Below are 13,557 nucleotides of genomic sequence, written 5' to 3' on the forward strand. Positions count from 1 at the left end.
CGGCTTGCGTCTCGATATCGTTAAGAATTTGAAGGTTTTGATCGGGTCTTCACTTTATGGCGGGACACCTCTGCGCCCGCATCGCGCGGCAGGTTGATAAAGCGCAATGCGGAGATGGCACCGATAAGCCCAACGACAAGGAAAGCCCAGCGAAAATCGACAAGCGAAAGCGTTTCCCCACCATGAATCATGCGCGAGAGATTGAGGACGGCGGCGGCTACGGCAACGCCCAGCAGCAGCGAAACCTGCTGCAGCATGCTTGACAATGTCGAGGCGGAACTGCGCTGCGCGGCATGGATATCGGCAAACCCCAGCGTATTCAGCGCCGTAAAGTTCATCGACCGCGAGAGGCCGGCAATGAATAGCAAGCAATATATCAAGAGGTCCGGCGTCGCCGGGGATAAGAACGCGCATCCGCCAACGCTGGCCGACGAGATCAGGCCATTGATGACGAGCACATTGCGAAAGCCGAAGACCTTCAGCATCTGCGTCGTGATCGCCTTCATGCCGAGATTGCCGGCGAAGTAGAAGAGCAGATAGGTGCCGGCATCGATCGCCGTGCGCCCAAAACCGACCTGAAAGAACAAGGGAATTAGAAAGGGCGTGGCGTTGATCGCGACACGGCTTGCCGTGCCGGCCGAAAGCGTCGACATGGCGAAGGTCTGCACCTTGAAAGCGGAGAGATCGAGCAAGGGCGCATCGACCCTCATGAAATGCCGGGTGGCGATGACGGAGAAAACCACGCCGGCGGCAATGAGCGCAATGCTGGGCGCCAAACCCGTCGTCCCCTGCACCACCAATTCCAGACCGGCAAGCAGAAACGTCAGCCCCGCCGCCGATTGCAGGAAGCCGATGAAATCGAGCCGCGCGACCTTTTCCTCCCGTTGATCCGGCACGAAGCGCAGGACAAGACCGAGGCCGATGATGCCGATCGGGATATTGATCAGGAAGTTCCAGTGCCAGCTGAGATAGGTGGTGATGAAGCTGCCGAGTACGGGACCGATGACCGGGGCCGTCAGCGCCGGCCAGGTGATCATCGACACGGCATGCACCAGATCGGATTTGCGCGCGTTCTTCAGCACGATAATGCGTCCCACAGGGGTCATCAGCGCGCTGCCGACGCCCTGGACGGCGCGGGCGATGATGAATTCGGTCAAATTGCCCGAGAGACCGCAAAACAGCGACGCCACGGTGAAGATGGTGATCGACGCCAGGAACACCCGCCGCGCGCCGTAGCGATCACCCACCCAGCCGGCCAGCGGCACGAAAGCCGCCATGGTGAGCAGATAGACCGTGATGCCGATGCTCATCGACACCGGCTCGACGCCGAATGTCCTAGCCATCTGCGGCAGGGACGTGGTGACGATGGTGCCGTCCAATATCTGCATGAAGAAGGAGACGGCGACGACAAGGGCGATGATGCGAGACTGCCGGCCGAAGCTTGCTTCGGAAGGCTCTTCTATGGTCCGGGCAACGGTCATGACATGAAATTTCGGAGATTGGCGTTCACGGGAGCCGAGCAGTGCCGGCAGCAATCATACGATCATTGAATACGCCTATCATGGCGACTTGCAAAGCCGTAAACCTACGCCAGCGCCATCAAAAATTGGCACGGTGACATAAGAAATCGCTATCCTTATCGGGCTTCCTTCGGCCATACCGCCCAACTGCCATGTCCTGCAGGCGTCAATCGTCCGAGTAACGCTGCTCGCGCCAGGGATCGCCATACATGTGATAACCGTTCTTCTCCCAGAAGCCGGCCCTATCGGCGCCGATGAGCTCGATGCGGTTCAGCCATTTGGCGCTCTTCCAGAAATAAAGATGCGGCACGACGAGACGCATCGGGCCGCCATGCTCGCCGGTCAGCGGCTGGCCCTCCCAACCGGTGGCGAGGATCGCATCTTCGGCCGCGAAATCTGAAAGCGGCAGGTTGGTGGTGTAGCCGTCATAGCTCGTCAGCAACACATGATGAGCCTCGGCCGTCGGCATGGCGAGATCAAGGAGATCGCGCGTCGAGACACCTTCCCAGCGATTGTCGTAGCGCGACCAGGTCGTCACGCAATGAATGTCGCTGACGCGGGTGCTCTGTTCGATCGCCTGGAAAGCCGCCCAATCCAGGCTGAGCCGCGTTTCCACGAAACCGACCACATCGAGCCGCCAGCTTGACAAGGACACCTGCGGCTGCACGCCGAGATCGAGCACCGGCCAGTTCTTGACGAGATGCTGCCCCGGCGGCAGCCGCTCGGTCTCGGGCCGGCTGACACGCCCCGTCAGAAACTTGCCCTCGGCCGCCCAGCGGCGCTTGGAGGTGGTGAGCTTGCTATCGGCGGGAATCTGGTCGTCGCTCATGCAGGTATCCTCTCTGCTGCGCAGAAATAGATGCCACCGTGAATTATTCTAACGCGCTGCAAGCGCTCCTGCTTAATTTTCCGGCGGCGCCTCGTCACCATCCACCGGACCAAGTTGCTGGTTTAAGAGCTCAGAAACAAGGGCATGTAGTTCTGTTAGATCGAGGCTACCCCCATTTTCCAACGAAACATCTGCCGTCTTAAGCGCCACTACGTACCGATCTCTATTTTGGGTTAGAAGTTCAGGTAAAATTTTCTCGCCCGGCAAAAGAGCGCCAACTTTGAGACAGAGCACGAAGTAACATGCAGCGCGGGCTGTTCTTCCGTTTCCGTTAATAAAGGGATGAATATGATTTAGGCGCCATAATACAAAACATGCCAAGCCTACAGGATCCGAACTCTCCCATGAACGGTTGACTGTATTAACAAAGTCATCCATCAGCGCTGGGACACGATAGTGTTCTGGCGGCGCATAATCACCAACGTATACCGGACAGGGTCGATATTCACCTGCATTGGTATGCAGACACGTTATGGCCTGGAAGTTAAGTGCCTTAATGACATGCTGAGAAAGGAATGGTCGCCCAATTTCCAACGACGATTCCACAATAGATTTTAAAAAATCATATTGGCGATTGCCATTCGCAATCGCCAATTTCTGATATACCGGATTGTTCTCTGTACCCGTCAGTTCAAACAGGATCACTTATGCGCTCTTCTTACCTTCGATATCCGCTAGCGCTTTCGTAACCTGTGCGCGAGTAACGGTGCTCGAGTCAGAAAGCGACCCCATAATAAATGACACGCGCTGCTTGTAAAGCTCCTCAGCGGTAAGCTTACGCAAAGCTGCACTGCGAAGTTTTCTTAGAAGAGCTTCATCTGTTTTTAGGTCGGTCATAACCGTGCTCCTCATAGTCGCTGATCCATAGTTAAGTCTATGATTTTCAACAACATTCGTTCTTTTTATTAACGACAACCTATGCTCAAGGTGCTCAATAGTCAACTGTCAAGCTAGGTATAAAATCCTCTATCCTTACGTAAAGGTAAGAAGCCGCACACCTTTTAATCAGGGCTATCAATAGCTTACCCTGAATCAGTTAACGCGCCGTGACATCCTACATAAAAACTCTGGCTGGAATGAGACTGAACACGATTACATGAGTATTTTCTACTTTAGGTAAATCGAATCACCTAGTCCGTTCTACTCCAAATACCGGCCGCTAAATGGAGGGATTCAGAAAGACCACGCGAAGAGCCGAACTCCTAAACCGCCTGAATCTCAACCAGAAATAATATCGCTGCCCCTGAAACGGAGTAACGCGTTCCGGCATTGCTCACCACAAGCAAACAATCATCAGCTGAAAGCGTCCAATCACCAATATCGAGATGACCACGACAGCAAAGAATCAACCCGATCTTGCTGCCAATCGCGACTTCGCTGTTGCCATCAACCGAAACGCGCCGCACCGAATGCGTAAAGCGCCCTCGCCGCGTCATCACGTTGAAATCCGTGATCGTGCCGTCGATCAGAGTCGCCGAAGTCGGCGCATCGGCCGCAAAGGGCAACGGCTCGCTCGCCTGTGTCAGCCGCTCGGGCGCGCGCCCCTCGATGAAGAGGGTCATGCCCTCGCCATCGAGAATGGATAGCGTACGATCGATACCCGGAAAGACCGAGAAAGGTCCGTCCGTGGCAACGATCGCCATGCTGACGCGCCAGTCGAAATCGGCAAGCCCGGCTCCATCAGGCGAAACGGCAATCTCAACCGTCTCGCCGCCGCCGTTTTTCCAGGGCATGCGACGGTGACTATCGCGGTGGAGAAGCATGATTTTCGGCGTTGCCATCTATTCCTGTCCCATCATTGCAATTCGATTCAGGGTAAACTAAGTTTAGTGGACTAAGTCCATTTGGAGCCTGCTATGGAAACCGTCAATATTCATGAGGCGAAAACGCATTTGTCGCGGCTGATCGAAAAAGCCGCCAAGGGCGAAGCTTTCATTATCGCCAAGGCGGGCAAGCCGATGGTGAAAGTTGTCCCCCTCGAGGAGAAGGATGTGCCGAAGAAGCGCCGCATCGGCTTCATGAAAGGCGAGATCGTGGTTCCCGAAGATTTCGACACCATGATGGCTGATGAAATCGAAGAGATGTTTTACGGCAATCGAGACGGCATCACCAGCAAATGAGATTCCTCCTCGACACGCATATCCTCATCTGGGCGGCCGGTGATATCGCGCTTCTCTCGCAGGAAGTGAGAGCGCTTATCGACAACGACGAAAACGAGCTCCTCTTCAGCCCGGCAAGCATATGGGAGGTCGCGATTAAACACGGTTCCGGGCGAACCGATTTTCACACCGACCCGTTTCGGTTGCGCTATAAGCTAACGGAGAATGGCTACACGGAATTGCCAATCACCAGCGAACACACAATCGCAATTGCAGGGCTTCCACTGCTTCACAAGGATCCCTTCGATCGTATTTTGATCGCTCAGGCTATTGTCGAAGGCATTCCGTTGATTACCGTCGATGAAACCATCTTGCGTTATCCCGGCCTCAATCGGAAATACTGAGACCGGGAAGCGCTTTATCAATTCCCCAGGATTGCCGGCAGGCGCAGGCCCTGCTGCTTGGCCCAATCGAGGGCGATGTCGTAGCCTGCATCGGCGTGGCGCATGACGCCGGTTGCCGGGTCGTTCCAGAGAACGCGCTCCAGGCGCTTGGCCGCATCATCCGTGCCGTCGGCGCAGATGACCATGCCGGAATGCTGGGAAAAGCCCATGCCGACGCCGCCGCCGTGGTGCAGCGATACCCAGGTTGCGCCCGAAGCGGTGTTGAGCAGCGCGTTGAGCAGCGGCCAGTCGGACACGGCATCCGAGCCGTCCTTCATGGCTTCCGTCTCACGGTTCGGCGAAGCGACCGAGCCGGAGTCCAGATGATCGCGGCCGATGACGACAGGCGCTTTCAGCTCGCCGTTCCTGACCATTTCGTTGAAGGCCAGGCCGAGGCGGTGGCGATCGCCGAGGCCAACCCAGCAAATGCGTGCCGGCAGGCCCTGGAAGGCGATGCGCTCGCGCGCCATGTCCAGCCAGTTGTGTAGGTGGGTGTTGCCGGGCGTGAGTTCCTTCACCTTGGCGTCGGTCTTGTAGATATCCTCCGGATCGCCCGAGAGCGCAGCCCAGCGGAAAGGACCGATGCCGCGGCAGAACAGCGGGCGGATATAGGCCGGCACGAAGCCCGGGAAGGCGAAGGCGTTTTCGAGGCCTTCGTCCTGAGCGACCTGGCGGATGTTGTTGCCGTAGTCGAGCGTCGGCACGCCGGCATCCCAGAAGGCGACCATGGCTTCCACATGCACCTTCATCGAAGCGCGGGCGGCAGCTTCGACGGCCTTCGGATCGCTCTCGCGCTTCGCCTTGGCTTCGGCCACGGTCCAGCCAAGCGGCAGATAGCCGTTCAGCGGATCATGCGCCGAGGTCTGGTCGGTGACGATGTCGGGGCGCGGACCGCCGGCCTTCATGCGCTTCACCAGTTCCGGGAAGATTTCGGCGGCATTGCCGAGCAGGCCGACGGACTTGGCTTCACCGGCCTTCGTCCACTTGTCGATCATGGCAAGTGCTTCGTCGAGGCTCGATGCCTTCTCGTCGACATAGCGGGTGCGCAGGCGGAAATCGATGCGGGTTTCGTCGCTCTCGACGGCGAGGCAGCAGGCGCCGGCCATGACGGCAGCCAGCGGCTGGGCACCGCCCATGCCGCCGAGACCGCCGGTCAGGATCCACTTGCCCTTCAGGCTGCCGTTATAATGCTGGCGGCCGGCTTCCACGAAGGTCTCGTAGGTGCCCTGCACGATGCCTTGCGTGCCGATATAGATCCACGAGCCGGCCGTCATCTGGCCGTACATGGCAAGGCCCTTCTTATCCAGCTCGTTGAAGTGATCCCAGGTCGCCCAGTGCGGCACGAGATTGGAGTTGGCGATCAGCACCCGCGGCGCATCCTTGTGGGTGCGGAACACGCCGACCGGCTTGCCGGATTGCACCAGCAGCGTCTCGTCTTCGTTCAGTGTCTTCAGCGTCGCGGCGATACGGTCGAAATCGTCCCAGGTGCGGGCGGCGCGGCCGATGCCGCCATAGACGACCAGCTCGTTCGGGTTTTCCGCAACGTCCGGATCGAGGTTGTTCATCAGCATGCGCAGCGGCGCTTCGGTCATCCAGCTCTTGGCGTTGAGCTCCGGGCCGCGAGGAGCGCGGATTTCGCGGATATTATGGCGTGGGTTGGTCATGTCACATCTCCAAGGAGGGCAGGATGTCGGTTGAGATCGAGGCATTGAGTGCGCCGGAGGCGATAAGATCTGCGGCGGCCTTCAGGTCGTTTGCCATGTAGCGGTCTTCTTCGAGCGACGGCACGACCGCACGGATCGCCGAGATAGCAAGGGTCAGTTCCGGGCTGGTCGTCAGCGGCGCGCGCAGCTCGACGCCCTGGGCGGCGGTCAGCGCTTCGATGCCGATAATGGCGAAGAGATTATCGGTCATCCCAAGTAGGCGGCGCGCGCCATGGCAGGCCATGGACACATGGTCCTCCTGATTGGCTGACGTCGGCGTCGAGTCGACCGAAGCCGGGTGCGACATCTGCTTATTCTCAGACATCAGCGCCGCCGAGGTCACCTCGGCGATCATCAGGCCGGAATTCAGCCCCGGCTTCTTGGCAAGGAAGGCTGGCAGGCCGTAGCTCAGTGCGGGATCGACGAGAAGCGCGATGCGGCGCTGCGCGATCGCGCCGATTTCACAAACGGTGATGGCGATCTGGTCGGCGGCGAAGGCGACGGGCTCGGCGTGGAAATTGCCGCCGGAAACGACGGAATTGTCAGACAGCACAAGCGGATTGTCCGTCACCGCATTGGCTTCGATTTCAAGCGTGCGGCCAACGGAGCGCAAGAGATCAAGGCAAGCGCCGTCAACCTGTGGCTGGCAGCGGATGCAATAGGGATCCTGCACGCGCTCGTCGCCTTCGATATGGCTTTGACGGATCACGGAACCGGCAAGCAGGCCGCGAAGGGCGGCGGCGGTATCGATCTGGCCCTTGTGGCCGCGCAGCGTATGGATATCGGGATGGAACGGTGCCGAGGAGCCCATGGCCGCATCCGTCGACATGGCGCCGGTGATGAGGGCGGACTGAGCGGCACGATGGGCGCGGAAGAGACCGGCAAGCGCAAGCGCGGTCGATACCTGCGTGCCGTTGATCAGCGCCAGCCCCTCCTTGGCGGCAAGCACGACCGGCGTCAGGCCTGCCTTTTCCAGCGCTGCCGCGCCGGAAAGCCGCTCGCCGGCATAAAAGGCTTCGCCGTGACCCATCATGACGGCGGTCATATGCGCCAGCGGCGCGAGATCGCCCGATGCACCGACCGACCCCTTCTCAGGGATGATAGGCACGACACCCTTTTCGAGCATGCCCTCGATTAGCCGCACGAGTTCCAGCCGCACGCCGGACGCGCCGCGGCCGAGCGAAACCAGCTTCAGCGACATGATGAGGCGAACGACATTCTCGGGCAGCGGCTGGCCGACGCCGCAGCAATGGGAAAGGATGAGATTGCGCTGCAGCGTGGCGACATCGGCGCTGTCGATCTTGATGGATGCCAGTTTGCCGAAGCCGGTATTGATGCCATAGACCGGCGCATTGCCGGCGGCGATCTCAGCGATGCGGGCGGCGGCCTTGGAAATGCCGGCGTCAAAGGACGCATCAAGCTTAGCCGGCTCACCGCTCCAATAGATTGTCGCCAGCTGTTGCAGCGAAACGGAGCCTGGACGGAGAACGACGGTCATCGGTTGAACCTTTTTCCCTTGAAGACATGGGCATGGAGCGGATTGAAGCCGATGCGGTAGACAAGCTCCGCCAGGCTTTCGACATTCCAGATCGCAAAATCGGCCGACTTTCCGGCTTCGAGCGTTCCGGTCTCGGACAGAAGACCAAGGGCACGAGCACCTTCGCGAGTGGCTCCGGCGATGCATTCCTCGACCGTCAGGCGGAAAAGGGTGGCAGCCATATTCATGGTCAGCAGCAGCGAGGTCAGCGGCGAGGTGCCGGGATTAGAGTCCGTGGCGATGGCGATCGACACGCCGGCTTCGCGCAGCGCCTGGACCGGCGGCTTCTGCTTCTCATGGATGGCATAGAAGGCGCCGGGGAGAAGCACGGCGACAGTACCGGAGGCAGCCATCGCCTCGACGCCGTCCTCATCCAGATATTCGACGTGATCGGCTGATAGAGCGCCGTAGGAGGCGGCAAGCTTGGCGCCACCGAGATTGGAAAGCTGCTCTGCATGCAGTTTCACCGGAATACCGAGCGACTTGGCGAGATCGAAGACGCGGGCGATTTCCGCCGTCGAAAAGGCGATCCCCTCGCAAAAGCCGTCGACTGCATCAACGAGCCCTTCGGCATGGGCCTGCTTGAGGCCCGGCAGCACGACATCATCGATATAGTCGCCGTTGCGGCCTTTATACTCCGCCGGCGTCGCATGCGCGCCAAGATAGGATGTGACGACGCGGACCGGGCGAACCTCGCCGAGCTTACGCGCCGCGCGCAGCATCTTCAGTTCGGATTCGATGCTGAGACCGTAGCCGGACTTTACTTCGATGGTCGTCACGCCTTCGGAAAGCAGCGTGTCAAGGCGCGGCAGCGCAACGGCAACGAGTTCGTCCACCGAGAGCGCACGCGTGGCGTTGACGGAGGAAACGATGCCACCGCCGGCGCGGGCGACCTCTTCGTAGCTCGCACCCCCCAGCCGCATCTCGAATTCGCGGGCGCGGTTGCCGCCGTAAACGATATGCGTATGGCAATCGACGAGCCCGGGCGTCACCCAGCGTCCCTCGAGATCGATCGTTTCGGCGCCGGAAGTATCGGGCAAGTCGGCCTCGCTGCCGGCAAAGACGATACGGCCATCCTTGGTCAGGATCGCGCCCTTCTCGATCGTGCCGAGCCGGGCCTCGCCCTCCTTCAGGGTCGCGAGGCAGGCATTGCGCCACACGCGGCTGGCCGCGCCGTTTTCCTTGCCATCGTCGGAAAAATTGTTCCCACCCATCAGCTTTACGCCTTTCCTCGTTGGCTCATAATGTATATACATAATCGAAAGACTGACAAGAGGGATTTTGGACTCCGTGTCCGAAAGGAAAGGGTGAGACCATGACGATACTTCATGCACGCACGGCTTTGCTTGGCGACGGATGGCACGAGAATGTGCGATTGACCCTCAAAGGCAGCCGGATCGCCGAGATCGCGACCGATGTTGCACCCGAAAGCGGCGATGACCGACAGGGGATACTCGTGCCGGCGATGCCGAACCTGCACAGCCATGCCTTCCAGCGCGCCATGGCCGGCCTTGCCGAAGTCCGCGGCCCGGCGAACGACAGCTTCTGGAGCTGGCGCACCGTCATGTACAAGTTCGCCTTGTCGATGACCCCGGATCATGTCGAGGCCGTCGCCGCGCAACTCTATATGGAAATGCTGGAAGCCGGCTTCTCCCGCGTCGGCGAATTTCACTACCTGCACCACGACAAGGACGGCAGCCACTACGCCAATATCGCCGAACTGGCCGAGCGCATCGGCGCCGCCAGCACTGAGACCGGCATTGCGCTGACGCTGCTGCCCGTCTTCTACGCCCATTCCGGTTTTGGTGGCGCGGCCCCCATCGAAGGCCAGCGCCGCTTCATCAATTCGATCGAAAGCTTCGAAGCGCTGATGGCCGGCTGCCGCACGGTCACCAGCCGCCTGCCCGGCGCCGAACTCGGCATTGCGCCGCATAGTCTGCGGGCCGTGACGCCGGAGGAACTGGCAAAGCTCGTGCCGATCGCCGGAGACGGACCGATCCATATCCATGTTGCCGAGCAGGTGAAAGAAGTCGAGGACTGCATTGCCTGGTCGGGTGCCCGCCCCGTGCAATGGCTACTTGATAACGCCCCGATGAACGAACGCTGGTGCCTGATCCATGCCACGCACATGACCGAGGACGAAACCCGGCGCATGGCGAAGAGCGGCGCGATTGCCGGCCTTTGCCCGATCACCGAAGCCAATCTCGGCGATGGCGTCTTTGCCGCACCGCTCTTCCTGGAGGAAGGCGGACGCTATGGCGTCGGCTCGGATTCCAATATCCTGATTTCGGTGCCGGAAGAGCTGCGGCAGCTCGAATATTCGCAGCGTCTGGCGCTGCGCGCCCGCAACGTCATCGCAACGACCGGTGGTTCGACTGCCCGTATGCTGTTCGACGGCGCGCTGGCGGGCGGCGGCGCGGCTCTGAAGGCACCGGCGGTCCTTGCCGTCGGCAATCATGCCGACATCGTTTCGCTCGACGCCAGTGCGGCACCCTATCTCTCCGGCGACCGCATTCTCGATCACTGGACGTTTGCCGGCGGCGTCAAGGTCGATGGGGTCTGGGCGCTGGGGCGCAAGCAGGTCGAAGGCGGTCGTCATATCAAGCGGGAAGCAATCTCGGCGCGATTCCGCAAGGCGATGGCTGAACTCGTCGCCTAAATATCGCTTTTCCTCCCATTGATTGGCCCCTAAATAACTTGCGGGAAATTCCATGTCTCTCACGGAACAGATGGGCGGTATGAGCACGGGCAAAGATGCGACCCTGCATCAGCGTATCCTCACCGATATCGAGGGCCAGATCGTCTCCGGCGCCTGGCCGCCGGGGCATCGCATTCCATTCGAAATGGAATTGGCGGATCAATATGATTGCTCGCGCATGACGGTGAACAAGGCGTTGACCCAGCTTGCGCGTGCCGGCCTGATCGAACGGCGAAAACGCTCGGGCAGTTTCGTCACGCATCCGCAGGCGCAATCCGCCGTGCTGGAGATCCACGACATCAAGTCGGAGGTCCTGTCGCTCAACCTGCCTTATTCACACAGGCTGACAAAGCTTGCGGAGCGGCGCGGACGGCCGGAAGACGCCCACCGGTTGCAATTCGTCGGCTCGGTTTCGGTGATGGAGATCACCTGCATCCATTATGCCGGCCCGCGCCCCTTCTGTCTGGAAGATCGCGTCATCAATCTCGATGCCGTGCCAGAGGCGGCCACGGCCGATTTCGGGACCTTGCCGCCGGGGCCGTGGTTGCTCAACCAGGTGCCGTGGAGCACCGCCGAACACCAGATCCGCGCCATATCGGTCGAGGGTGATGCTGCCGCAAACCTCGACGTTCAGAAAGGCACGGCCTGCCTCGTGGTCGAACGACGCACCTGGAGCGCCGCCGGCCCGATTACCCATGTCCGGCTGACTTATCCCGGTGATCGTCATAGCCTCGTGGCACGCTTTACCCCTTCCAGCTGACGCTCGCCCGCTGGAGCATTTCCGGGAAAAATGCGTAGCAACAAAAAGATGGAGCGTTTTCGCGATTCGGAGAAAAGCGAGAATGCTCTAAGGGCGCTGCGGCGACTCGGTCGGCGGCGGAATGAGACTCTCGGATTGACGGACAGGCTGGACGGGATCGACCAGCAGGATACTGAGCGCAATCAGAACCAGTGCCAGAATCAGGAGGATTCCGATCAGAAGCGGACGAATCGCGGTCATTTCGTTCTCCAATCTCCCCAGCCCAGCGCAAAGCGCGATAGGGAATTCGAGATAACCAGCGCAGTCTAACGATAAATGTTAAGCAATGCTTGATGTTCCGGGAAATATCCGGCCTTTTCCCGGAATTTCTGGCCGCACCGGACGAGACGTCCGTCTCACGCTTGTTTGAGTGGCGAGTGATGAAAGCGGCGCCTAGGATCATGATGCAGATGGCGCAAACCCATTGCGCGGCCTGCTGCCGATCAATTGAACCCTCCATATCCTCCATATCAAAGGCGACCGACAGATCGCTCGGCCGGTATATCAAGGGAGACAATGCCCATGCATCGCAAACGTCTGATCACGGCTGCGCTGACGCTTTCCGTCGCCATGTTTGCCGCGCTGCAAAGCGCTGATGCCGCCGAACTCGTGAAAGTGCGCGGCACCGTGGAAAGCCTCGATGGCGATATGCTCAAGATCAAGTCCCGCGACGGCAACGACGTGACCGTCACGCTGAAATCCGGCTTGAACGTCGGCGGCGTCGTCCAGGCCGCCGTCGGCGACATCAAGCCCGGCGATTTCGTCGGCATCGCCTCACAGCCGACCGATAGCGGCATCAACGGCGCCATAGAAGTGGTCATCTTCCCGGCCTCGATGAAGGGAACCGGCGAAGGCGATCGCCCCTGGGATTCGAAGCCGAACAGTTCGATGACCAATGCCACGGTCGCCAATGCCGTGACCTCCGTCGACGGTCCGACGTTGACGCTCACCTACAAGGGCGGCGAACGCAAGATCAACATTCCCAAGGGCACGCCCGTCGTGACGCTGACATCGGCGACGAAAGCCGATCTGAAGCCCGGCGTCGGGGTCTTCATAACAGGCGAACGCAATGGCGATTCCACCGTATCAGCCGACCGCATCGCCGTCGGCCTCAACGGCACCGTGCCGCCGATGTGATGGCCGCGAGACCTGCGAGCAGCCTCGCAGCCTTGAACTCGGCGGGCAAAAGTAATACCTCTTCTTGAGAGACTATTACCGAGGAACGGATGAGCACGACCCTAACAGCAAAAGGACAGGTCACGATTCCCAAGGCTGTTCGCGACATGCTGGGAATCGGACCTGGAAGCCAGGTCGATTTTCGACGGATGCCCGATGGCAGCATCGTCGTCGTCCCGGTGGACGCGCAGGAGCAGGTTAGCCGATTTGCCAAATTCCGTGGTCATGCCGGAAAGGGGATGAGCACGGACGAAATCATGGCTTTGACGCGCGGCGACGATTGACGTGATTTTCGTCGATTCTAACATACTGCTCGATATCATCACGAATGACCCCGTTTGGTACGACTGGTCGCTCGCGCAGCTCGATGCCGCAAGCCTTCTTGGCCCTTTGTGCATCAACGACGTCGTTTATGCCGAAATTTCGGTGCGCTACGACAGGATCGAAGATCTCGACGACATGCTTGGCGAGACTGGCGTCAGCATCGTGCCGATTCCGCGGGCGGCGCTTTTCCTCGCCGCCAAGGTTTTCGCTCAATATAGAAAATCGGGCGGAACGCGCGGCGGCGTCCTGCCCGATTTCTTCATTGGCGCTCATGCGGCCATTGGCGGCCTGTCTCTCCTGACGCGCGATACGAAGCGCTTCCGAACCTATTTCAGATCGGTCACGCTCATCAGCCCCCAGGAAACCTGA

16 protein-coding genes are annotated in these 13,557 nt (G+C 59.8%); 7 read left to right on the forward strand and 9 right to left on the reverse strand.

The window, feature by feature from the left end:
- Positions 1-20: 20 nt before the first annotated feature.
- From CCGE531_RS18445 to CCGE531_RS18465, 5 genes are all read right to left on the reverse strand, one after another.
- Positions 21-1,481: an MFS transporter gene (locus CCGE531_RS18445; RefSeq protein WP_120665961.1), complete on the reverse strand. Its 1,461-nt coding sequence runs from the start codon at positions 1,479-1,481 to the stop codon at positions 21-23.
- A 205-nt stretch (positions 1,482-1,686) separates the two neighbouring features.
- Positions 1,687-2,349 carry a sulfite oxidase-like oxidoreductase gene (locus CCGE531_RS18450; protein ID WP_120665962.1) on the reverse strand — a complete coding sequence of 221 codons (663 nt, stop codon included), beginning with the start codon at positions 2,347-2,349 and terminating at the stop codon, positions 1,687-1,689.
- Positions 2,350-2,421: 72 nt separating this feature from the next.
- Entirely contained in the window at positions 2,422-3,054 is a 633-nt protein-coding gene (locus CCGE531_RS18455) for a Fic family protein (RefSeq protein WP_120665964.1), read from the reverse strand.
- Entirely contained in the window at positions 3,055-3,246 is a 192-nt protein-coding gene (locus CCGE531_RS18460; protein WP_162943929.1) for a hypothetical protein, read from the reverse strand.
- Positions 3,247-3,611: 365 nt separating this feature from the next.
- Positions 3,612-4,190 carry a HutD family protein gene (locus tag CCGE531_RS18465; protein ID WP_120665968.1) on the reverse strand — a complete coding sequence of 193 codons (579 nt, stop codon included), beginning with the start codon at positions 4,188-4,190 and terminating at the stop codon, positions 3,612-3,614.
- Positions 4,191-4,265: 75 nt separating this feature from the next.
- Here CCGE531_RS18465 and CCGE531_RS18470 point away from each other — a divergent pair, with 75 nt between their 5' ends.
- Both CCGE531_RS18470 and CCGE531_RS18475 read left to right on the forward strand, forming a co-directional pair.
- Complete coding sequence (locus CCGE531_RS18470) at positions 4,266-4,529, forward strand: type II toxin-antitoxin system prevent-host-death family antitoxin (protein WP_120665970.1); 264 nt, start codon at positions 4,266-4,268, stop codon at positions 4,527-4,529.
- Positions 4,526-4,912: a type II toxin-antitoxin system VapC family toxin gene (locus CCGE531_RS18475; protein ID WP_120665972.1), complete on the forward strand. Its 387-nt coding sequence runs from the start codon at positions 4,526-4,528 to the stop codon at positions 4,910-4,912. The genes CCGE531_RS18470 and CCGE531_RS18475 overlap by 4 nt, the downstream gene beginning before the upstream one ends.
- A gap of 17 nt (positions 4,913-4,929) precedes the next feature.
- On the opposite strand, the gene hutU is transcribed toward CCGE531_RS18475, so the two are convergent.
- From hutU to hutI, 3 genes are read right to left on the reverse strand one after another with little or no spacing between them, the layout of a single operon-like run.
- Entirely contained in the window at positions 4,930-6,615 is a 1,686-nt protein-coding gene (gene hutU, locus CCGE531_RS18480) for a urocanate hydratase (RefSeq protein ID WP_120665974.1), read from the reverse strand.
- Between the two features lies 1 nt (position 6,616).
- Positions 6,617-8,152, reverse strand: coding sequence for a histidine ammonia-lyase (gene hutH / locus CCGE531_RS18485; RefSeq protein WP_120665976.1), 1,536 nt, complete (start codon positions 8,150-8,152; stop codon positions 6,617-6,619).
- Positions 8,149-9,405, reverse strand: a complete 1,257-nt coding sequence (gene hutI / locus CCGE531_RS18490) for an imidazolonepropionase (protein WP_120665978.1) — start codon at positions 9,403-9,405, stop codon at positions 8,149-8,151. The genes hutH and hutI overlap by 4 nt, the downstream gene beginning before the upstream one ends.
- A gap of 101 nt (positions 9,406-9,506) precedes the next feature.
- On the opposite strand from hutI, the gene CCGE531_RS18495 reads away from it, so the two are divergent.
- Entirely contained in the window at positions 9,507-10,850 is a 1,344-nt protein-coding gene (locus CCGE531_RS18495) for a formimidoylglutamate deiminase (protein ID WP_120665980.1), read from the forward strand.
- 79 nt (positions 10,851-10,929) lie between these two features.
- Positions 10,930-11,649 (forward strand): histidine utilization repressor, encoded by a 720-nt coding sequence (gene hutC, locus CCGE531_RS18500; RefSeq protein ID WP_120666955.1) that lies wholly within the window; start codon positions 10,930-10,932, stop codon positions 11,647-11,649.
- 87 nt (positions 11,650-11,736) lie between these two features.
- Here the strand turns inward: hutC and CCGE531_RS34300 are convergent, their stop codons facing one another.
- On the reverse strand, positions 11,737-11,889 hold the full coding sequence (locus CCGE531_RS34300; RefSeq protein WP_162943930.1) for a hypothetical protein: 153 nt from the start codon (positions 11,887-11,889) through the stop codon (positions 11,737-11,739).
- Positions 11,890-12,210: 321 nt separating this feature from the next.
- On the opposite strand from CCGE531_RS34300, the gene CCGE531_RS18505 reads away from it, so the two are divergent.
- The 3 genes from CCGE531_RS18505 (at position 12,211) to CCGE531_RS18515 (ending at position 13,557) form a co-directional block, all read left to right on the forward strand.
- Positions 12,211-12,825: a hypothetical protein gene (locus tag CCGE531_RS18505; RefSeq protein ID WP_120665982.1), complete on the forward strand. Its 615-nt coding sequence runs from the start codon at positions 12,211-12,213 to the stop codon at positions 12,823-12,825.
- 89 nt (positions 12,826-12,914) lie between these two features.
- Positions 12,915-13,148: an AbrB/MazE/SpoVT family DNA-binding domain-containing protein gene (locus CCGE531_RS18510; protein ID WP_120665984.1), complete on the forward strand. Its 234-nt coding sequence runs from the start codon at positions 12,915-12,917 to the stop codon at positions 13,146-13,148.
- Position 13,149: 1 nt separating this feature from the next.
- On the forward strand, positions 13,150-13,557 hold the full coding sequence (locus tag CCGE531_RS18515; protein WP_120665986.1) for a type II toxin-antitoxin system VapC family toxin: 408 nt from the start codon (positions 13,150-13,152) through the stop codon (positions 13,555-13,557).

The organism is Rhizobium sp. CCGE531 (genome assembly GCF_003627795.1).
In the GTDB taxonomy this organism is placed as follows: Bacteria; Pseudomonadota; Alphaproteobacteria; order Rhizobiales; family Rhizobiaceae; genus Rhizobium.